Origin of the sequence: Pedobacter sp., assembly GCF_046462515.1 — a bacterium.
In the GTDB taxonomy this organism is placed as follows: Bacteria; Bacteroidota; Bacteroidia; order Sphingobacteriales; family Sphingobacteriaceae; genus Pedobacter.
The window spans coordinates 114,171-135,922 of record NZ_JBKGVD010000006.1 but is presented as its reverse complement, the minus strand read 5'-3'; the positions used below and the strand labels follow the sequence as shown (position 1 = coordinate 135,922).

At 37.3% G+C, this 21,752-nt stretch carries 20 protein-coding genes; 10 read left to right on the top strand and 10 right to left on the bottom strand.

Translation table 11 applies throughout. From position 1 onward, the window contains the following. Nucleotides 1-132 precede the first annotated feature (132 nt). Nucleotides 133-2,502, top strand: coding sequence for a penicillin-binding protein 1C (pbpC, locus tag ACLHG9_RS06360; protein WP_410220658.1), 2,370 nt, complete (start codon nucleotides 133-135; stop codon nucleotides 2,500-2,502). On the opposite strand, the gene ACLHG9_RS06355 is transcribed toward pbpC, so the two are convergent. The 3 genes from ACLHG9_RS06355 to ACLHG9_RS06345 are packed head-to-tail and all read right to left on the bottom strand — an operon-like array spanning nucleotide 2,499 to nucleotide 5,181. Then, nucleotides 2,499-3,188, bottom strand: coding sequence for a lysoplasmalogenase (locus ACLHG9_RS06355; protein WP_410220657.1), 690 nt, complete (start codon nucleotides 3,186-3,188; stop codon nucleotides 2,499-2,501). The two genes, pbpC and ACLHG9_RS06355, sit on opposite strands and share 4 nt — an antisense overlap. Then, nucleotides 3,163-4,398 (bottom strand): sterol desaturase family protein, encoded by a 1,236-nt coding sequence (locus tag ACLHG9_RS06350; RefSeq protein WP_410220656.1) that lies wholly within the window; start codon nucleotides 4,396-4,398, stop codon nucleotides 3,163-3,165. Before ACLHG9_RS06350 ends, ACLHG9_RS06355 begins: the two co-directional genes overlap by 26 nt. A 12-nt stretch (nucleotides 4,399-4,410) precedes the next feature. After that, entirely contained in the window at nucleotides 4,411-5,181 is a 771-nt protein-coding gene (locus ACLHG9_RS06345) for a queuosine precursor transporter (RefSeq protein WP_410220655.1), read from the bottom strand. Nucleotides 5,182-5,268: 87 nt separating this feature from the next. Here ACLHG9_RS06345 and ACLHG9_RS06340 point away from each other — a divergent pair, with 87 nt between their 5' ends. From ACLHG9_RS06340 to ACLHG9_RS06320, 5 genes are read left to right on the top strand one after another with little or no spacing between them, the layout of a single operon-like run. After that, nucleotides 5,269-6,414 (top strand): methionine aminotransferase, encoded by a 1,146-nt coding sequence (locus ACLHG9_RS06340; RefSeq protein ID WP_410220654.1) that lies wholly within the window; start codon nucleotides 5,269-5,271, stop codon nucleotides 6,412-6,414. Nucleotides 6,415-6,436: 22 nt separating this feature from the next. Then, on the top strand, nucleotides 6,437-7,237 hold the full coding sequence (locus ACLHG9_RS06335) for an amidohydrolase (protein ID WP_410220653.1): 801 nt from the start codon (nucleotides 6,437-6,439) through the stop codon (nucleotides 7,235-7,237). Nucleotide 7,238: 1 nt separating this feature from the next. Next, complete coding sequence (locus tag ACLHG9_RS06330) at nucleotides 7,239-8,249, top strand: N(4)-(beta-N-acetylglucosaminyl)-L-asparaginase (protein WP_410220652.1); 1,011 nt, start codon at nucleotides 7,239-7,241, stop codon at nucleotides 8,247-8,249. After that, nucleotides 8,249-8,995 (top strand): copper homeostasis protein CutC, encoded by a 747-nt coding sequence (locus ACLHG9_RS06325; RefSeq protein WP_410220651.1) that lies wholly within the window; start codon nucleotides 8,249-8,251, stop codon nucleotides 8,993-8,995. Before ACLHG9_RS06330 ends, ACLHG9_RS06325 begins: the two co-directional genes overlap by 1 nt. Nucleotides 8,996-9,007: 12 nt before the next feature. Further along, on the top strand, nucleotides 9,008-9,436 hold the full coding sequence (locus ACLHG9_RS06320; RefSeq protein ID WP_410220650.1) for a hypothetical protein: 429 nt from the start codon (nucleotides 9,008-9,010) through the stop codon (nucleotides 9,434-9,436). 132 nt (nucleotides 9,437-9,568) lie between these two features. Here ACLHG9_RS06320 and ACLHG9_RS06315 read toward each other — a convergent pair whose 3' ends face one another. The 5 genes from ACLHG9_RS06315 to proS all read right to left on the bottom strand — a co-directional run bounded on the left by ACLHG9_RS06315 (nucleotide 9,569) and on the right by proS (nucleotide 14,341). Beyond that, nucleotides 9,569-10,072 carry a YdeI/OmpD-associated family protein gene (locus ACLHG9_RS06315; RefSeq protein ID WP_410220649.1) on the bottom strand — a complete coding sequence of 168 codons (504 nt, stop codon included), beginning with the start codon at nucleotides 10,070-10,072 and terminating at the stop codon, nucleotides 9,569-9,571. A gap of 8 nt (nucleotides 10,073-10,080) precedes the next feature. Continuing rightward, nucleotides 10,081-10,941 (bottom strand): TIGR02757 family protein, encoded by an 861-nt coding sequence (locus ACLHG9_RS06310; RefSeq protein ID WP_410220648.1) that lies wholly within the window; start codon nucleotides 10,939-10,941, stop codon nucleotides 10,081-10,083. A gap of 82 nt (nucleotides 10,942-11,023) precedes the next feature. Then, nucleotides 11,024-12,163: a cystathionine gamma-synthase gene (locus ACLHG9_RS06305; RefSeq protein WP_410220647.1), complete on the bottom strand. Its 1,140-nt coding sequence runs from the start codon at nucleotides 12,161-12,163 to the stop codon at nucleotides 11,024-11,026. 1 nt (nucleotide 12,164) lies between these two features. Next, nucleotides 12,165-12,866: a hypothetical protein gene (locus ACLHG9_RS06300; protein WP_410220646.1), complete on the bottom strand. Its 702-nt coding sequence runs from the start codon at nucleotides 12,864-12,866 to the stop codon at nucleotides 12,165-12,167. A gap of 2 nt (nucleotides 12,867-12,868) precedes the next feature. Further along, nucleotides 12,869-14,341, bottom strand: coding sequence for a proline--tRNA ligase (gene proS / locus ACLHG9_RS06295; protein WP_410220645.1), 1,473 nt, complete (start codon nucleotides 14,339-14,341; stop codon nucleotides 12,869-12,871). A gap of 104 nt (nucleotides 14,342-14,445) precedes the next feature. On the opposite strand from proS, the gene ACLHG9_RS06290 reads away from it, so the two are divergent. Both ACLHG9_RS06290 and ACLHG9_RS06285 read left to right on the top strand, forming a co-directional pair. Next, nucleotides 14,446-15,390 carry a hypothetical protein gene (locus tag ACLHG9_RS06290; protein ID WP_410220644.1) on the top strand — a complete coding sequence of 315 codons (945 nt, stop codon included), beginning with the start codon at nucleotides 14,446-14,448 and terminating at the stop codon, nucleotides 15,388-15,390. A 26-nt stretch (nucleotides 15,391-15,416) separates the two neighbouring features. Then, entirely contained in the window at nucleotides 15,417-16,943 is a 1,527-nt protein-coding gene (locus ACLHG9_RS06285) for an OmpP1/FadL family transporter (RefSeq protein ID WP_410220643.1), read from the top strand. Nucleotides 16,944-16,997: 54 nt separating this feature from the next. On the opposite strand, the gene ACLHG9_RS06280 is transcribed toward ACLHG9_RS06285, so the two are convergent. Beyond that, the gene (locus tag ACLHG9_RS06280) at nucleotides 16,998-18,830 is read right to left on the bottom strand and encodes a UbiD family decarboxylase (RefSeq protein ID WP_410220642.1); all 1,833 of its coding nucleotides are present in this window, start codon (nucleotides 18,828-18,830) and stop codon (nucleotides 16,998-17,000) included. Between the two features lie 86 nt (nucleotides 18,831-18,916). Then, nucleotides 18,917-19,396: a Dps family protein gene (locus ACLHG9_RS06275; RefSeq protein ID WP_410220641.1), complete on the bottom strand. Its 480-nt coding sequence runs from the start codon at nucleotides 19,394-19,396 to the stop codon at nucleotides 18,917-18,919. Between the two features lie 159 nt (nucleotides 19,397-19,555). Here ACLHG9_RS06275 and ACLHG9_RS06270 point away from each other — a divergent pair, with 159 nt between their 5' ends. Both ACLHG9_RS06270 and ACLHG9_RS06265 read left to right on the top strand, forming a co-directional pair. Continuing rightward, nucleotides 19,556-21,112 carry a LysM peptidoglycan-binding domain-containing protein gene (locus ACLHG9_RS06270; protein WP_410220640.1) on the top strand — a complete coding sequence of 519 codons (1,557 nt, stop codon included), beginning with the start codon at nucleotides 19,556-19,558 and terminating at the stop codon, nucleotides 21,110-21,112. Continuing rightward, nucleotides 21,102-21,740, top strand: a complete 639-nt coding sequence (locus tag ACLHG9_RS06265) for a uridine kinase (protein ID WP_410220639.1) — start codon at nucleotides 21,102-21,104, stop codon at nucleotides 21,738-21,740. Before ACLHG9_RS06270 ends, ACLHG9_RS06265 begins: the two co-directional genes overlap by 11 nt. The last annotated feature ends 12 nt before the right edge of the window (nucleotides 21,741-21,752 follow it).

Sequence of the window (21,752 nt, the reverse complement as noted above, 5' to 3'; positions counted from 1 at the left end):
AAAGCCGGGGCCAAACGTTGATAAAAATAAAACGGATAAAGCCCACCGAAAAACGTATAAATGCATAAATCTTTTCCATAGCAACTGTTTTTATAACAAATCAGTTGCTATGGAATTTTGTTACCCTTAAAAATGAAGAAATTGAAAAAGACGTTGATCATTACTGATTTGATTTGTCTTTTGTTGTTTTTATGCTTTGTATTTTCACTGCCAAAACATCTGTTTAAATCGCCTACTTCATATGTTGTAGAAGCCGCTAATGGCGATTTGTTAAGTGCAGCCATCGCCAAAGACGGGCAATGGCGTTTTCCGCAAAGTGATACCATTCCAGATAAATTTGCAAAGTGTATTGTTGCATTTGAAGATAAACGTTTCTACAATCACTTTGGCGTAGATTTTATGGCATTAAGCCGTGCCATTAAACAAAACTTAAAAGCACATAGTGTAGTTAGTGGTGGCAGCACTATTAGTATGCAGGTAATACGGCTTTCAAGAAAAAAAGACCGTACCCTATGGCAGAAAATAATAGAAATTTATTTAGCATTCAGGTTAGAATCTACCCATAGTAAACAGGAAATTTTAGCATTATATGCTGCAAATGCGCCATTTGGCACAAACGTAGTTGGGCTCGAAGCCGCAAGCTGGCGTTATTTTGGTCGAGATGCGGGCAGTTTATCATGGGGCGAAATGGCAACTTTAGCTGTTCTGCCCAACTCGCCATCACTGGTACATCCCGGAAAAAATACAGCACGTTTAACCCAAAAGCGGAATGATCTGCTTGATAAAATGGTAACCCTGAAGTATATAGATCAGGAAACTGCAAACTTAGCCAAAACAGAACCACTTCCCGGACGCCCAATCCCATTACCCCAATATGCACCTCATTTACTCAATAGATTCAAAGAAGAGAACCACACCGGTAACACACGATTAAAATCGACCATTAATTACAATTTACAATTAGAGATCAATAATATCTTAAAAAGATACCATAATCGATATAAGGCCAATGACATTAATAACATTGCTGCCTTAGTTATTGAAGTAAAAACCGGTCATGTAATAAGCTATGTAGGTAATTATTTTCAACCAGAAAATAAAGAGCTCGAAAGTCATGTGGATATGATCAAAGCGCCCCGTAGTCCCGGCAGTACCTTAAAACCTTTGCTGTATGCCAGTATGTTAACCGATGGCTTGATTTTACCGCACACCCTTATTCCAGATGTACCTACCCAAATTGCAGGGTATAAGCCTCAAAATTATGATTTAGGCTATGATGGTGCCATTGCCGCAGATAAAGCGTTGAGCAGATCTTTGAACATACCTGCCGTAAAAATGTTGCAGCAATACAAATACGAACGCTTTTATGATAAATTGAAGAAGCTACATTTTAGTACGTTAACCCAGCCTGCAGATCATTACGGATTGTCTTTGATTTTAGGAGGCAGCGAAGTTACCATGTGGGATCTGTGCCGGGCTTATTTAGGCATGGTCCGTACCTTAAACCACTATAATCTTTACCAAGGTAAATACAACGCAGCCGATTACAGTATGCAAAGCTACAAATTTGAAGAAAAAACAAAGGAACATGAAGCCGAACCCAACTCCATATTAGATCATGGCGCCATATGGGCTACTTTTAATGCCATGCAGGAAGTAATGCGCCCAGGCGACGAAGGTTTATGGGAGCAGTTCTCTTCTTCACAACGCATAGCATGGAAAACAGGAACGAGTTTTGGATTTAGAGATGCATGGGCCATTGGTTTAACTCCTAACTATGTGGTATGTGTATGGGTGGGCAATGCCGATGGTGAAGGCAGACCAGGTTTGACCGGAATTGAAGCCGCTGCTCCGGTTATGTTTGATATTTTTAGATTGTTGCCTAACAACAAATGGTTTACAGCACCACAAACCAAGCTCAAAAAAATAGAGGTCTGTAAACAAAGCGGATATAAAGCAGGAGAATATTGTACAGAAAAAATAATAGAGCAAGTATCTCCTTCAGGAGAAAAAACGGCTATATGTCCTTACCATAAATTAATACACTTAAACCCTCAGGGTACGTTCCAAGTTACCGATGTCTGTATGAGCCCAACACAAATGCGGCACGAAAAATGGTTTGTATTACCCGCTACCATGGAATATTATTATAAAGTAAAACATGCCGATTATCGCCCTTTACCCCCATATATGCAAGGCTGCAATGAAAGTGGAGAAAACGGTATCATGGAAATGATTTATCCTAAAAATAATGCCTTGGTTTATGTTCCTTTAGAACTGGATGGTAGCAGGGGCAAAATGATATTAGAAACCGCACATCGTCGCGCAAACGCTACTATTTACTGGCATTTAGATGAAGAATACATCGGCAGCACCAAAACATTCCATCAAATGGCCGTAAACCCGCCAGCAGGTAAACACACGCTTACATTGGTTGATGATAACGGAGAACGACTGGTGCAAGTGTTTACTGTAATGGACAAATCGAAAGGCAAGAATTAATTCTTCTTTACGTACTTACGTTCTACAGTACCTGTAGTAATTAAAAATTGTGCCCCCATATAGGTTACCATAATTATCAACGGAGCATAATTTACCTGTGCAACAAACTTATTGTAGGCAAGTATCGTATCAGAAATAATGAAAAGTACCGATCCCCAGCAGATCCATTTAAAACTCCTGAAATTGGTCTTACCATAACGCAATGCAGCCATGATCCCCATCATTGTAATCACAAAGCAATACACCATTATCGGGATTTTTAAAGCACCTAAATATGGACGCAGGTATAAAAAAACAGATACGCAAAAAGTCATGTAAACTAAAAAGACAGGCAGCACATTTCTATGTTCTACCTTAACTTTGTTAGATGCATCAACGTAAAAAGCAAATATGTAGAACAGGTGCGCAGTTAAAAACGCTGCCATTCCACAAATAAAAAATGTATCCGTATGAATGGGTAACATCAGAAAAATATCGCCCAATAAAGAAAAAAACAAACCACCTATGATCCGCTTGGTAAACCTACCTTTACGCTTTACCGAGAAAATAATGAAAATAATGAGCGAGATACAGATTGCCGACTTAGTAAGATATCTTAACTCATCAAAACCGTTTACAATGGCAAAAAGCTCGGCAAATGCAATAATGGCAAAGCCGAAACTAAATTGAGGATAATTTTTGATCATGGTTCAAAGAACGTTTGAGAAATATAAACAAGATTACAGAGAGCAATAAAAGCACAACAGAAAGATACACAACCTGATTTGGAAAACCTGTTTGCGTAAAATGGTAAACAATAAGTGCCCCCAATATAAAGCGAAGATATTCAGCCGGGTTTAACCATCTTTTTTTCTCGAGCAATGCCCCACAGGTAAGTAAAGTAAATACAGTGAATACAGCCAATAAAACATTGGTTAACCATCCAAACTTAGCAAACATAAATAGCAGCACAGAACCCGTTCCTAAGGCAATTAAAAACTGGAATACCACATACAATACTACAGATGTAGTTCCGTTGGCATCAAATTTTCTGTAATTAGCCGCATCTATTTCAAGTGCAGATTTAAATCCACCCAATTTTTCTGGAAACCAGCCCGGAGGTTTAATAAATACCCTGATCTTATCTCCTATCCCATCTGCTTTTTGAGCGGTTTGCCACAACTCAACCCAATAATGCACATTTGCCCACACCGGATTCCAGCTGGCCAACGGAGTGGTTATTCCGTAATAAACTTCCTCTTCTTCTTTTTGAAAAGTACCAAACATCCTGTCCCAGATAATTAAAGTACCTGCATGGTTTTTATCAATGTATTTAGGATTTGAGCCATGGTGCACACGGTGATGTGATGGCGTGTTAATAATGTACTCCAAAAATCCCATATTTTTAATGGCACGGGTATGTATCCAGAATTGATATAGTGTATTAAAGGAACTGAGCGTTAAAAACATAATAGGATCAAACCCAATAAATGCCAAAGGCAAATAAAACACCCATGAAAACCAGCCCTGAAACCACGATTGGCGTAAAGCCACCGTAAGATTATATTCTTCAGATTGATGATGCACAATATGCGCAGCCCAAAGCGCATTAATCTGATGGCTCATGCGATGAAACCAGTAATAAAAGAAATCAACCCCAATAAAGAGAATGATCCAGACCCATATATTATGAGGTAGATCAAACAACCGCCAGTGTTCAAAAATGTACTTGTAACCAAAAAACAGGATAGTTTTCATGAACAATCCTACAATCTGAGAGCCTATACCTTGACTTAGATTTGCTATAGAATCGTTTAGTCTGTAATAATTGAGTTTTTTGTAAAAGGTGTAAGCCAGTTCAATACCTATCAGGATAAAAAAAATAGGTACCGATAACGCTATATAATCAACTTTCATAATCTCTGAATATTATTCTCTTGTAGCCGATCTGATCATCTCTGCTGCCAGTTCTTTACCTAAATAATTATCTATGGCCACATGCATAAGGTACAGAATTGGGGTCATAGCCAAGGCAATAATAAATTTATACGTATAACCTACCAAACCTATAGCCGCCACCATTTGCCAGCTCCAGTTAAACTGAGGATTTAAATAAAAAGCAATAAATATAACCACAAAACTATCTATCAATTGTGATACGACTGTAGATCCGGTAGCTCTTAACCATAATGCCCTGTCGCCTGTAATCTTTTTAATCCTATGAAAAATTAGTACATCAGCCATTTGCCCAATAATGAAAGCCGTAATTGAACCTACAATAATCCACATGCCCTGCCCAAATATAGCCTGAAATGCTCTTGGCATATCTACTTCTTTCCCATCAATATGCTGCGTAACCCAAAAATCTGAAGGCTCTAACCACATAGCTGCAGCCACAATTACAAAAGCGCCACCAATAAGTACAGCCGTTAATATAGAAAGAAACCTTACCTGTTTTACCCCAAAATATTCATTGATAATATCTGTCATGATAAAAATAACAGGCCATGTAATTACGCCAACAGACATGTTAAACGACAGGTTTGGAACACCAAACAGGTTAATATCAAACTTATTGATTCCTAAACTGGCTTCAACACTAAATATCTTTACCCCAATAAATTCAGAAATAATGGCATTAGCCACAAAAAAGGAACTCAATACCAGTAGTAATCGGCTTTCTTTAGTCTTAAAGGTCATAAAACTAAAAGTACAAATTTTTAACAAATAAGAAAGTGCTCTTTAAGCAAAACCGGGTATATCAATTTAATTGTTAATTTCGCAAAGATGATCAACCTTAATTCAAAGCTTCCTACTGTCGGTACCACTATATTTTCGCTCATGTCTAAAATGGCAGCAGATTACAATGCCATTAATCTTTCACAGGGTTTCCCTGATTTTATGCCAGATGCCCGTTTAATCGAATGCATTACTGAAGCCATGAAAAGCGGACACAACCAGTATGCACCACTGGCTGGTAACATGCAATTGCGTGAGCATATTGCCGAAAAAGTGGAGAGTCTGTACAAAGCAAATTACAATCCCGAAACAGAGATTACCATTACAGCAGGAGGAACTCAGGCAATTTTCACCGCTTTATCTGCTATTATTCATCCGGGCGATGAAGTCATTGTATTTGAACCGGCTTATGATTGTTATGCACCCACCGTAAAGCTGTTAGGTGGCCTGGTAAAACCTTTTGAGCTTACTGCTCCCGATTATAAGATAGACTGGGAAATGGTAAAAAAACTTTTTACGGCTAAAACCAAGCTCATTATCCTCAATACCCCACACAATCCAACAGGAACTATATTAACACCGAAAGACATTGCGGCCTTAATCAAATTAACAAAAAATACTGATATCCTCATTTTAAGTGATGAGGTATATGAACATATTATATTTGACAACGAAGCACATCAAAGTGTTGCAAGATACCCTGAATTGTTTGAAAGAAGCTTTATTATCGCATCTTTTGGTAAACTGCTGCATACCACTGGATGGAAAATCGGTTATTGCATAGCACCTGAGAGATTGATGAATGAGTTCAGAAAAATTCACCAGTTTAATGTATTCAGCGTAAACACACCTGTGCAGGCTGGAATAGCTAATTATTTGAATATGGAAAATATTTATCCTGAAATATCCGTTTTCTTTCAAAAGAAAAGAGACTTTTTCAGAGATTTAATAGCACAAACCAGATTTAAACTTCTACCCTGCAAAGGCTCCTATTTTCAATGCGTAACATTTGAAAATATAAGTAACGAAAAAGATCTTGATTTTGCTAAACGACTGGTCAAAGATTTTGGTGTGGCAGCTATACCGGTTTCGGCATTTTACAGCAAAAACCCCAATGAAGGAACTCTTAGATTTTGCTTTGCAAAAAAAGAAGAAACTTTACAAAAAGCCTTTGATAAACTCATAAAAGTTTAATTTTATAAAATAAGATATTGATATGGAACCACATTACTTAAATATCCAAAATCTGAAAATAACCATATTTCAGGCTTATTTATTTTGGGAGAATATCGAAAAAAACCTGCAAAATTTAGCCTTACGACTATCTATTGGTTTACGCGAAAAAACCGATCTGATTGTACTGCCCGAAATGTTTAATACCGGCTTTACCATGAATGCGGAGCAGCTTGCCGAAGAAATGGACGGCAATACTATGCAATGGATGCACCAAATGGCACGCAAATACGATTGTGTAATTACCGGAAGTCTTATCATAAAAGAGAACAACAATTATTATAACCGCATGATCTGGATGCTTCCCGATGGAAGTTATCAGCATTATGACAAACGTCATCTTTTTGGCTTAGGGAGTGAAGACAAACATTATACTGCCGGAAAAGATGAACTGATTGTAGAGCTCAAAGGCTGGAAAATACGTTTAGCAATCTGCTATGATTTGCGGTTTCCAGTATGGTTGCGCAACAAAAATGCCGAGTATGATTTACTATTGATCATTGCAAGTTGGCCTGATAAAAGATCTGCGCATTGGCGTACATTAATACATGCCCGTGCCATTGAAAATCAAAGCTATGTGATCGGTGTTAACCGTGTTGGTCATGATGGTGATCAGGTTTACCATAGCGGACATTCTATGTGTATAGATCCTTTAGGGAATACCGTTTATTATAAACCTGAGGATGAGGACCTTTACACTTTCAGCATCAATTACACAGATTTAGAAAAAACAAGACGTCAGTTTCCGTTTTTAAAAGATGCCGATACCTTTAATTTGAATTAACATGATCAACCGTAGAAAATTTATACAATCAACTGTTTTAGCTTCTGCTGCTGTTGCTTTAAATAATAAAACAACCTATGCTGCATCTTCTGGCAAACCAATTGTAATTTCAACCTGGGATTTTGGCATAGCGGCTAATAAAGATGCCTGGAAAATATTAAGCAAAAATGGAGCTGCTTTAGATGCCGTTGAATTGGGTGTACAGAATGCCGAAGCCGATGTAACCAACCAATCTGTAGGTTATGGCGGTTTACCAGACCGCGATGGTATTGTTACTTTAGATGCATGTATTATGGATGATAAGGGAAATTGCGGCGCTGTTTTAGCATTAGAAAATATCAAACATCCTATTGCGGTGGCAAGAAAGGTAATGGAAAAAACACCTCACGTAATGCTGGCCGGAAATGGGGCTTTACAGTTTGCATTAGAACAAGGCTTTAAAAAAGAGAACCTTCTTACCGAAAAAAGCAAAAAAGACTGGCAGGAATGGCTTAAAACAGCCAAATACGAACCAGTTATGAATATAGAAAACAAGCTCTACAACACTACCCCTACTAAATTACCCGGAAATCAGTACAACCACGATACAATTGGTATGCTGGCATTAGACAGTAAGGGAAATCTTTCTGGTGCCTGTACTACAAGCGGCATGGCTTATAAATTACATGGCCGTGTAGGCGATAGTCCTATTATTGGTGCTGGTCTTTATGTAGATAATGAGGTAGGCGGAGCAACATCAACCGGGGTTGGCGAAGAAGTGGTACGAAACGTAGGTTCGTTTTTGGTAGTAGAACTGATGCGTCAAGGCTATTCTCCTGCCGAAGCCTGTAAAGAAGCTGTTATGCGTATCATCAAGAAAAAACCCGAAACAGCAAAAAAAATACAAGTAGGTTTCTTGGCATTGAATAAAAAAGGCGAATATGGAAGTTATGCCATACAACAAGGCTTCAGCTACGCAGTTTGCGATAACGAAAAACAAGACCTGCTGATTAAATCTTTAAGCTACTATTAATGCTACTTGAAGTTTGTGCAAATTCTTACGCCTCTGCTTTGGCTGCGCAGCAAGGTGGGGCAAAGCGTGTTGAGCTTTGCGATAATTTAGCCGAAGGCGGAACAACACCCAGCTATGCGCAGATCAAACTTTGCATAGAAAACCTGTCTATAGAAACCTGGCCTATCATAAGACCAAGAGGGGGCGATTTTTTATATGATGACATAGAATTTGAACTGATTAAAGAAGATATCAGACTTTGCAGATCCTTAGGTTGCCATGGAGTAGTTACTGGAATACTCAAAGCCAATGGTGATATAGACAAAGAACGTATCCATATTTTAAAAACAATTGCAGAACCTATGCCTATTGCTTTTCACCGGGCTTTTGACATGAGCAATAATCTCTCAAAGTCTTTAGAAGATCTGATTGAATTAGGCATTGTAAGGATATTAAGCTCAGGTGCAAAACCTACTGCTATTGCCGGAGCTAATAAACTTGCGCAATTGGTTAAACAAGCAGATAAAAGGATAGAAATCATGCCTGGCGCCGGAATTAATACCAACAACATCAAAAAGCTAATTGAAACTACAGGTGCTCCTTGTTACCATGCATCTGCAAAAGACGTTGTGCGCAGTAAGATGATGTTTAAAAATCAACAAGCTAAAATGGGGAACATTGAAGATGAATATGCTTATGAACTCACTTCACCTGTAAAAGTTGAGCAACTCGTTACAAAAATTAATAAGTACAGTAAGAATATATAAACCCAACTTCAAATGATCAGAAATACAATGCTGTTTTTCAGTTTTCTTCTTATTTCTTTATCCATATTTGGTCAGAATGCGAGAAAAGCTCCTGCATTTGCCATTGGCAATTTTACTGACGATTATGGCTTAAAGTATGAAGTGAACGATACAGTATGGATACAAAGCCGTAATATTAAATACAATATCATTAAATGGGTACCTGAAAAGCAATATCTGATTGCAAAAAATGCATCCACCAATAAATTCGATGCAGGCAAATATACCCGTATAGATTATATGACCTTTGAAAATATGGGCGATTGGAAGTGGGGATTTTGCCTTACGGCTTATAAAGCTGAAACCGATGAGATAGCTGAAAAAACTGCTGCCGCCGATCGGGAAAAACCTAAAAAAGGTTGTAATGGTTATCCTTTCTCTAGAATGAAAAGAGCTGAGTAAATCAATTATTGCAACGCTCCATATTTAGTTTACCGTCATGCTCAACTCATTTCAGCATTTTTTCATAATAAATTAAATCCTGAAATAATTTTACGCTTTGTTTCAAATCAGGTTCACTAAAAAAATTCTAACTTATTGTTTAGAAGCCCTGATCATCTGCCCAAAATCATATTTCTTGGCCATAGCATCAACAATCATCACCAAACGTTTGGTACGCGTGGTTTCTGTCTTAGCAGAATTGAGCCAATTGATGTAATAATTTTGATGCGATTTGGGCATTTTTAGAAAAGTACTCAAAAATTCAGGCTCATCAGAAAGACACAGTTCAAGATCATCGGGCATCTCAATTTTAAAATCTGCATCAAAAGCCAACTGCAACAATACTTTAGCACCCTCTTCTTTTTTTAGCTTTTTACGCAAACTGCTTTTTAAAGCTAAAATAAAATCGCCCTCTCCCATCGGTACCAAAGACATGCCGCTAACTTCAACCTGATCAATCTTCCCTTTAACTCTAAAGCTTTTTCTATCTCCGGCTTTAATTTGTTCAGCTACAGCATTTGGAATAAAAACATAGCTCCAGCCAGTTTTTTCTCCTTTTTGATCAAATTTTTCAATTTCAGCCTCAAAACTTACCATGTCTAAAATTAAAACTTTTCTTCCACACCTATGCCAAAAAGTGCGAAATCATATTTAACAGGATCTGCCACATCAAATTCTTTAAGCTTATTGGTTAATTGCACAGCAGTTTGCCAATCGGTTTGTTTTCTATTGATTAGTCCTAAATTTCTTGCTACCCTATCCACATGCACATCGCAGGGACAGATCAATATAGAAGTATCTATATTGTGCCAGATCCCAAAATCTACTCCACAATTATCTTTTCTTACCATCCATCTTAAAAACATATTTAGACGTTTACAAGTAGATTTTTGCAAGGGAGAAGAAATATGCTTTATGGTTCTTCGAGGGAAATCAGGAAGGCTGAAAAAGTATTGCCTGAAATGATTTAAAGCGGCTTCTATAGTTAGATTTTGCTTAATTAACTTGTTCTGCATACAAGCAGAAGAACTGAACGTAAATTCTTCATTATCGGCTTCAATATCTAAATATGCAAAGTTAAATTCACTCTTTATGGGCAAAAAGGCATCTTCCAATGACAAAAATTTCTGGTAGTGTTGTTTAAGAAATTCAACAAAATACAGCAGATCGGTATCATTAAAAGTACGGTGCTTAAATCCCAGCAAAGCTTTCAGGTCACTATCTGAGTGATTTAATATGAATTGATAAGGTTGGTTATCCATTCTTGAAAACAATTCATTGCACTTATTGATAATTGTTTTCCGTTGTCCCCAAGCTAAAATTGCCGCAAAAAATGCGGCAATTTCGATATCCTGTTTCAATTTATACTGATGTGGAATGCTAACTGGATCATTCGCAATAAAACCAGGTTGATTATATTGCAAAACCTTAGCGTCCAAAAAATCTTTAAGATCTGTAATTTGCATATTTTGCTTAATTGTAGAAATCGTTGAATTGATTAATAGTTACAAGCTTATAACCAGCTCAAAACAGTTAAACGATTAAACCCTATGCCAGAGCTTGCTCTAAATCCGCAATTAAATCATCAATATCTTCAACTCCAACACTTAAACGCAATAAATTATCGGTTACACCTACCTTTTCACGTTCTTCTTTTGGTATAGAACCGTGGGTCATAGTTGTTGGGTGATTTACCAAACTTTCTACCCCTCCCAATGATTCGGCCAATGAAAAAACCTTAAAGCGTGAAGCCACACGGAAAGTTTCCTGCAAATCCGCATCTTTTAAAGTGATAGAAACCATACCTCCAAAACCACGCATCTGCTTTTTAGCGACATCATGGTTAGGATGATCCTCGAAACCAGGCCAGTAAATTTTATCAACTTTAGGGTGATTCTTTAAATATCTAGCTACTTTTTCACCATTCTCGCAATGTGCTTTCATGCGTAAATGTAGCGTTTTAATACCTCTTAAAACCAGAAATGAGTCTTGTGGTCCCGGAGTTGCACCACATGCATTATAGATAAAGAACAAGTCTTTATACAATTGTTCATTATTGGTTAGCAATGCGCCCATTACCACATCAGAGTGACCACCGATATATTTGGTAACTGAATGCATAACCAGATCAGCGCCTAAATCTATCGGGTTTTGTAAATAAGGTGAAGCAAAGGTATTATCAACAGTGAGTAAGATACCATGTTGTTTGGTTATTTTGGCCATTCCTTCAATATCAATGATACGCATAGTGGGATTGGTTGGTGTTTCTATCCAAACCATTTTGGTATCTGCATTGATATATGGAACGATATTCTCTGGTTTTGACAAATCCAAAAAATGAAATTTAATCCCATATTTCTCATAAACCTTTGTAAAAATACGGTATGAACCACCATACAGGTCATTTCCAGTAATCACCTCATCACCCGGTTTAAGCTGGCGCAGAACACAATCTGTGGCACCCATGCCGCTGCTAAAAGCTAAACCATATTTACAGTTTTCAAGTGCCGCCAAACAATCTTCCAGAGCTTTACGCGTAGGGTTTGTTCCTCTTGAGTATTCGTAACCTTTATGATCGCCGGGCGATTTTTGCCAGTAAGTAGAAGTCTGGTAAATCGGCGTCATCACTGCTCCCGTTGTTGGATCAGGCTCTTGACCTGCATGAATAGCTTTCGTTGCAAATTTCATCTTATTGATTATTATTTTGTTGTGTTTCTGATTTAAATTGATAGCCTAATCTTTTTCCGGTAGGATAACCACTGGCCGCCATGATAGATTGTTTCTGGTGCAGGGTCACGTCTTTAACCTGTGCATAAGGAGGTAATTGCAGATCGTTACTTAGGCACAAAAGAATAGCTCTTTCAAGTATATCTGTTAGGGTTTCCTCATTGATTACATCATCGCCAAACACTTCATACAAGAAACCAAGTGCCCCCTCGCCCTCAACTATAAAACGTTTCTCTTTATTTACAAGAATACGTGCAACTAACATGCCCTCATCAGCCAATCGATTATATTTAATAGAATCAGCTAAAAAATTATGAAGATAGATTACCCCGCAATAACTCAGAGTTGGATCTGCTTTTACATAACTGGTCTGAAAAATAGAATGCCCGGGTTCAAAGTTAAAAACATTGCTATGCATAGAAAGCATTAACATATCGCCCGAAAACTTGAGTTCTGCTTCAAACTGGTTGGTTTCTCTGTAAAATACTTCTACAGAAGGGTCTTTAACCGAGTAATCCTGATGTAAACGTGAAGCTGTTTTTGAAAGCACTTTTTTTGCAAGTGCAAAAACTTCAACTGTATTTCTATATATCTGTTGCTTAATTGAAGCCTTGCTTTCTAACTTTTCAAGTATCTGACTGTAATTATTGTTTTCTTCTTCCATAATTAATAGGCCTTAGCAAATAATACGCGTTGTTTAGAAGGCTTACCTGTTAAGATACAAACACCATCTTCCAATTTATTGTTTAAAGGAATACATCTTATCGTAGCTTTAGTTTCTTCTTTAATACGTTTTTCTGTTTCTACGGTTCCATCCCAATGAGCAGCAATAAAACCGGTTTTGGTCTCTAAAAGTTCCTTAAACTCTTCGTAACTGTTCGCTTCAGTAATATGCTCGTCTCTAAATTTCAATGCTTTTTCAAACATACTGGTCTGAATGTTATTTAACAGATCAGCAATATACATTGCCAGGCCTTTCTGAGCAACTGTGTTTTTTTCTTTTGTGTCTCTCCTGGCAATTTCAACCGTTTGATTTTCCATATCTCGTGCACCTATAGCGATACGTACGGGAACTCCCTTAAGTTCATATTCAGCAAACTTAAACCCAGGACGCTGACTGTCTCTATCGTCATATTTTACAGATATGCCCAAAGCTTTAAGCTGAGGCATCAGTTCATCTACAAAATTGGTAATCTTATCCAACTCTTCCTGTCCTTTATGTATAGGTACGATAACCACTTGTGTAGGTGCCAATTTAGGAGGAAGAACCAGGCCATTGTCATCACTATGCGCCATAATTAAAGCCCCCATTAAACGGGTTGAAACGCCCCATGAAGTTGCCCATACATGTTCCAGTTTACCTTCTTTACTGGTAAATTTAACATCAAATGCCTTAGCAAAATTCTGTCCTAAAAAGTGCGATGTACCTGCCTGTAAAGCTTTTCCATCCTGCATCAATGCTTCAATGCAATATGTATCTAAAGCTCCTGCAAAACGCTCATTTTCAGTTTTTCTTCCTCTTACTACCGGCACAGCCATCCAGTTTTCTACAAAATCTGCATAAACATGCAGCATTTTCTCCGTTTCTTCAATAGCTTCTTCTTTTGTAGCATGAGCAGTATGACCTTCCTGCCATAAAAATTCTGTAGTACGTAAAAATAAACGGGTACGCATTTCCCAACGCACCACATTAGCCCATTGGTTAATCAATAATGGCAAATCACGATAAGATTGTATCCAGCCTTTATAGGTGTTCCAAATAATGGTCTCAGAAGTAGGGCGAACGATCAATTCTTCTTCTAATTTAGCTTCTTCATCCACAATAATATTTCCATTTCCATCGTTTTTTAAACGGTAATGTGTTACTACAGCGCATTCTGTAGCAAAACCATCTACGTGAGCAGCTTCTTTGGAAAAATACGATTTGGGTATAAATAAGGGAAAATAAGCATTTTGATGACCTGTTTCTTTAAATTTATAGTCCAAAACAGATTGCATTTTCTCCCAAATTGAATAGCCGTAGGGTTTAATTACCATACAACCTTTAACCGAAGAATGTTCTGCTAAATCTGCTTTTATAACAATGTCATTATACCATTGTGAATAATCGTCATTTTTACTTGAAATGCCTTTGCTCATAATTAAATTGGAACGTTTTTTGTGTTAAATTTCTTGTATATTGCTATGCAAAGCTATAAATTTATAGTGATTATTTAAGCAGAACACACTTAAAACTCAATAATATGAAACCTAAACAATTATTAGTTACTGTATTTGCATTTACGGCATTATTTGCTGTTTCATGCTCTACATCTAAACTTGCGCAGCAGGCTGCTTTGCAGGATGATGTATACAACAGCACAGCTCAGGCTAAAGAATACAAGCCTGCACCTCCTGTGCAGTATGACGAGTACCGCAGATTAAACGACTCAACTTATGTTTCAAGTGATCCGAATTATGATATGGATTACTATTCTAGGATAGATCGTTTTTATTACGGAAATCGTTTAAGATCATATTACGATGATTATTACAACTATTATGGGTACAATTCATGGTATGATCCATATTATAGGAGTTACTATAACGGCATGTATGATCCTTGGTATTCACCATACTATAGCTGGTACTCTCCTTATTACAATTGGAGATATTATGGTTCACCGTATTACTGGAGCACCTGGGGCCCTTATTCTTATTACAACCCATGGTATGGAGGATACGGCTGGGGAGGTGGTTACTGGGGTAACGGTTATTGGGGAGGCGGTGGCTATTGGGGCGGTGGTGTTATCGTAAGAAATAACGAAAACTACAGGGCAAGACCCGGACGTGGCGGAGACAACGGAATAGGTTACAGACCAAACGGAACTGTTATTGACAGAACCGGTGGAGCAGGAGGCCGAACTGGTGGTATTGTAGATAATGGAAACTACGGACGTACCGGTGGAAGACCTGAAGCGTATAACCCTACTACAAACGGTACTTCAACCAATAGAAATACACAGAGCAGACCAAGCAGAGGTCCTGAGACCAGACCTTCTTATACGCCTGATCGTCCTACTTATACTCCTCCACCAAGCAGTAGCAGTAGTGAACGCACAGGAGGCTCAACAAGTAGTGGTAGCAGTAGCAGCGGTTCGTCTACAGGTGGTGGCGGAGGTAGACCATCAAGAGGTGGGGGCAGATAATCTATTAACGTAATCAATAAACACACATGAACAAGATATTTTCTATGCTTGTAATAGGCTTGGTAGCCTCTGCAAGTGGCGTATATGCACAATATGGGAGCGATGGCTTACGCTTCTCGCAATTAAATTATGGTAGCACTGCCCGTTTTAAAGCAATGGGTAATGCACAGATTGGTGTAGGTGGCGATATGAGCTCTCTGAGTGGAAACCCAGCCGGATTAGGATTATTTACGCGGTCTGAATTCTCTTTAACTCCTGAATTTAACCAGACTGGGGTTGAGGGCAATTACTTAGGCACAAAGAGCAGAACGAACAAAGGAACGCTGAATTTGAACCAATTAGGTGTAGTATTGTATGCACCTTCGTATAAGAAAAAAGGGGAAGATACTAAAAAAGGACTGATCAGTTCCGTTTTCGGACTGGGTTATGCAAGAAATAACGATTATGCTTTAGAATCGAGTTATGCAGGCCAGAATACCAATAATTCTATCAGGCATTTTTTTGCTGATCTGGCTAACCGATATAAAGATCCTAATAATTTTACCATTTCTAAAAATTCATTGGAAGGAATGGCGTTTGATAGTTATCTGATTAATTTTAATACACCGGGAAATGCCAATATGTACACTGCATCGAGTGCGGGAAATGCATTTTCGGCAAACAACCAGCAGAAAAATGAAACAAGATCGGGTTCTGTTTCTGAATTTAATATTGCAGGAGCCTTAAATTTTTCTAACCAGTTTTATATTGGCGCAAATGTAGGCCTTATTAATCTGCGATATACCAGCGATGCTGAATTTATTGAAGCCGGAAGTCTGAACACTTACGACCCTGTTGATGGCTATGGACCAAGGGAAAATTACAGATTGAGCTACATACAAAACCAAGAAACCAAAGGTTCAGGTATCAATGCCCGTTTAGGATTGATTTTCAGACCTGTAAGTAACTTTAGAATTGGTGCCACGCTGCAAACCCCAACCTGGTTTGTAATAGACGATAGTTACTCTGAAAAAATTGACAATAAAATTTCTAATGATGTGATTACCAATAAAGCTCAGATATATGATTTCAGATATAACCTAAGAACACCTTTAAAAGGATCTTTGGGTGCAAGTTATGTAATAGGTAACAAAGGTTTAATCTCTGCAGATGTTGATTTTGTAGATTATTCAAGCATTCGCTTCTCTTCTAACGATGGCAGAACTTATGAAGAAATTACAGGCAGTAATGCTACTGTAAAAAACAGTTATACCAGTGCTATAAATTACCGTATTGGTGCAGAACTTAAAGCTGTTGATAACTTAAGCATCAGAGCTGGTTTTGGTATAAATGGTTCACCTTATAAAAATGACAGTAACAACGATTTTGACACCAAATTTTACAGCGGAGGTTTAGGTTACAGAATTAACAATTATTATTTTGATCTTGCTTACCAACGCGTTGAAAGTAACGGAACCAATATCCCTTATACTTTAAACAACGGTAATGAGCCTGTGGCAAACCTAAAGACTACCAATAACAATGTGTTTCTTACTTTTGGTATAAAATTCTAAGCAGCATATTCCAGATAAACAAAGAGGGTTGAGCAATGCTCAACCCTCTTTGTTTTATAGTATACCATACAATGAACCACCTGGCTCCATTAAACGCTTTATACGTTTCTCAACTAACTCATCTTTAACCAGTTCAGGTGCATGGTGCGGTTTTTTTCGTGCATCTATAATCAAACTCCCATTACAACCCCAATGTTTATTCTCTATAAAATCATGAACTCCATCTATATCTGTCGCAGGATTACTTCTGGTAAAAGTAACCCAAACCAAATTATTGATATTGGCAGCTGTAAAATGTGCATCATCACATAACACAATTAGGGGAAATCCTCTCAAATCAAATTTTTTCAATTCTTCTTTTAAAGCGCCTATTCTCTTTTTCTCTTCCGCAGCTTCTTTGTAGACTTCCGGTTGCAAAACTAACACACCCGGCATAGCTACAGCGGCAGCTCTAACCGTGTCCAATTTAAAATGATCTGGCAGTTCTTTCTCTAATTCTCTTTTCTTCTCTCCTGCTGCTGCCCATACCACCTTAGAACCCATATTTAAGCCCTCTCCTGAATAATCAAGCGTATCAATAGTAGTATTGGTATAGAAATGCAGATCTTTACTAAAATCAATACGTTCAAGTATATGCTGTAAGAAACTTGCTATATTTTGGGTGCTCAGTTGCTCATTGTCTTGTCTGGCGGCAATTAACAGATATTTAGCTAAACTTAGCTGATTTTTACCTAATATCTGATTGGCTATAGTTAAAATTTCCTGCGGTTTAAGTTCTTTTAGATATGGCGTATAACGTTCGCTTCCTATTGCAAATAACAAAGGATGTACCCCGGCAGCATCTACCGCATTTACTTCTTTTAAGCCCGCTATTTCCTGAGGCATGGCTGCTCCGGTTATCTCATGTATCAGGGCACCAAAGCTGGTATCTTCTTGGGGCGGCCTGCCTACTACCGTAAAAGACCAAATAGCATCCTTTTTATGGTAAACATTATGCACTTTCATTACCGGGAACGGATGGGTTAGACTGTAGTAGCCTAGATGGTCACCAAAAGGTCCTTCGGGTTTATTATCATGTGGGTAAACAGTACCTGTTATCACAAAATCTGCGTCAGCAGATATACAAAAGCCTTCATCATCATAAAAATACCTGAATCTGCGATTTCCTAAGGCCCCCGCAAAAGTAAGTTCAGATAATCCTTCAGGAAGCGGCATTACTGCGGCCAAGGGATGTGAAGGTGGACCTCCTACAAAAACACTTACTTTTAAAGGATTTCCTTTAGCATTGGCTTTAGTCTGGTGTACACCAATTCCTCTATGTATCTGGTAGTGCAATCCTATTTCCTTATTTGGTATGTATTCATTACCGCTCAACTGAATTCTGTACATTCCCAAATTGGCGTTCATTACACCCGGCTTATCTATGTCTTCTGTATAGACCTGTGGCATTGTAATGAATGCTCCGCCATCCATAGGCCAGTGTACAATCTGAGGAATCTGATCTATTGTGGTTTTTTGAAATACATTTTTAAAAAGTGATTGCTTAAGTGGTAAAGCCTTAAAAGCCGTTAATCCGGCACCTGCATATCTTAAAGGGTGTTTTAAGGCTTTCATTGGATCAGCACGTAGCGCAACCAGTTCTTCTACACTTTTTAAACTGTCTCTGAACATAAATTTAGAGCGTTCTAAAGTACCAAATAAATTAGATACAGCTTTAAATGGCGATCCTTTTACATTTTCAAATAAAAGTGCAGGGCCATGCTTTTCGAAAACACTCAAATGTATAGCGGCCATCTCTAAATAAGGATCTACCTCTTCCTTAATTCTGATCAAATGACCATTTTTTTCTAAATCAATTATACATTCTGATAAACTTTTATACCCCATGTGTCAAAGATATGAATTACCGCTTATACTAAATAAAAAGGCCACAGATTTAAATCTGTGGCCTTTTCGGAACGCTCATTTCAAAATTATTTTTTACCTAAAAAAGACTTAAGCATCCAGATATTTTTCTCTTTAAACTGCATAAAACGGTTAACCATATCATTTGAGCCATCATCACCTACTTTATCTGTTTCTTCCAGCAGAGACCTTTCAAATTCTATTAATCTGGTCATGTCTTTCAGCAGTTCTTCTACCATATCCATATCATTCATGCCAATGGTATTCACTTCTTTTATACTCGATTCTTTAATGTAATCAGCAAAGCGGCTGTGAGGTGGTTTACCTAAAGTTAACACACGTTCCGCAATTTCATCAATAGTAAGTTGTGCATTGGTATAAAGTTCTTCGAACTTTATATGTAATGTAAAAAAATGCGGGCCTTTAACATTCCAATGACATCCTCTTAATTTTTGATAATGCACATGATAATTTGCCAAATATTCATTTAGCATATCTACTACAGGCTTAACCTGCTTTTCTGTTAAATCGATTTCTTTAGCTGCCATAATTTGTATTTATTCTTTGCTTACTAACAAATATTAGTCATTTTAGTTTTAAATAAAAGCAAAATCGTACAATAGCATGCTTATGTTTCCGTTTTTGATTAAGTAACGTAGTTAATCTATATTATTTGTATTATTGTAGGCTCAAAAATTGAAATGTTAATGATTAAAAAATATATCTTTCTCGCCACAATTTGTCTTAGCACATTCATAGTTCGGGCAACAAACCCGGTCGATTCAATCGGTGTAGAAAACATCAACGGTAAAAAAGTTATTATCCACAAAGTAGATCCAAAAGAAAGCTATTATTCTATCTCAAGAAAATATAATGTTAATGTTAAGGATGTAATCAGTTATAACGAAAACAAAAATCTGCAAATCGGAACCATCGTTAAAATACCCACAGAGTTAGCATTTAATGTAGTGACTAAAAATACAGGAAAATCAGCTGAAAATGCCGGTTTTTTTGAACATACTGTGATAGCTAAAGACAACCTAAATATGCTTGCCGAGAAGTACGGCACCACAATCAACGAAATTAAACAGCTTAACAATTTAACTTCAAGCAATTTACAGATAGGTCAAATCTTAAAAATACCCTTTGTTAAAACCAATATTGCTGCAGCAAATGTTACGGCAGAAAATACCACTAATACTCCTACTGTTAAAGAAGCTGCACAGGGGAATGTTATTGAACATACCGTAAAAGCTAAAGAAACACTTAATCTTTTATCTAGTTTATACGGCACCACTGTAGAAGACATTAAGAAATTAAACAATTTAAACTCGAGTAATTTACAAATCGGGCAAGTTTTAAAAATTCAGAATAATAAAGAAGAAGGTATTGTAAATAACCCCGTTGCTGCTGAAAAAACAAAAAACATACCTGAAAAAGCAGTAAATATTACAGAGAGCAAAACAGACGAACCCAGCTTTAACTATACTGTTAAGGATAATGAAACGATTTATAATATAGCGGCACGTTATAATCTAACAACTTACCAACTAATCCAGTTTAATAAATTAACTTCTTATAATTTAAAACCTGGTCAAACAATCAAAATTCCGGGCAATAAAGAAACTTTTACAGAGGTAGAAAAAACCCCGTCTGCATCTGTTCAGAAAAAAGCTGAAGCAGAAAATGCAACTATGGTCAAACCTGTTTCTACCAACGAAAAAAGTTTTGAACATACTGTAAAGGCCGGAGAAACTATCTATGCCATAGCTTCTAAATATGGTCTAACCACCTACCAAGTAAAACAAGCTAATAATTTAACGGATAACGAGCTCAAAATTGGACAGAAACTTATCATTAAAGGTGATAAAATAGCTCATGCTGTAAATGAGGGTGAAGAAAATAATGATACAGATTCTTCTCCATCTACTCTAGTTACCCCCGCGTTAAAACGATCGGCCGCTACTTATGGATTAAATCAGGTAGAAGAAAAAGGTACGGGAGTTTGGATAGCTGATCCTGACCTGGATCCTGCTAAGATGTTAATCTTACATAAAACTGCGCCGGTTGGCACCATTATAAAAATAACTAATCCTATGACTAACCGTTCTACTTTTGCAAAAGTAGTTGGAAAGTTTACTGAAAATGAAACCACCAAAGATGTGATTATTGTAATGACCAAAGCCGTTGCCGATGCAGTTGGTGCTTTAGACAAAAGATTTTTCTGCCATTTAACTTACGGACCTCAAGATAATGACCAATAACAAACCTTTAATAATTGGTATTGCCGGTGGAAGCGGATCAGGCAAAACCTTCTTTTTAAATACTTTTCTTCACCATTTTAAAACCGATGAGGTGACCTTGGTTTCGCAGGATGATTATTATATTCCAGCTGGAGAAATGACCCAGGAAGAAAATAAATTATACAATTTTGACTTGCCGAGTACTATTGATGACCAGCAATTTCTGCTAGATATTAAAAAACTCATCAATGGCGAAACTGTTTACAAAAAGGAATATAATTTTAATAATCCTTTGGCAGTAACTAAAATATTAGAGATTAGTCCTGCTCCCATTTTAATTGTTGAAGGCTTGTTTATCTTACATTTTAAAGAAATCTCTGACCTGTTAGATACCAGAATATTTATTGAAGCAGACGAAGAAGTAGCGCTACAACGCAGAATTAAACGTGATGGTTTAGAACGAGGCTATCCTGAAGACGATGTATTGTACAAATGGCATAATCATGTTGTACCTGCTTACAAACAATATTTAGCTCCTTTTAAAGATACCTGTGAAATCATAGTGGTCAATAATGTAGATGTTCCTGAGGTAATTATTGCAAAAACCGAAGAAATCTCAAACGAGATTAAGACAAAATATAATTTATAGCCTTAATAGGTT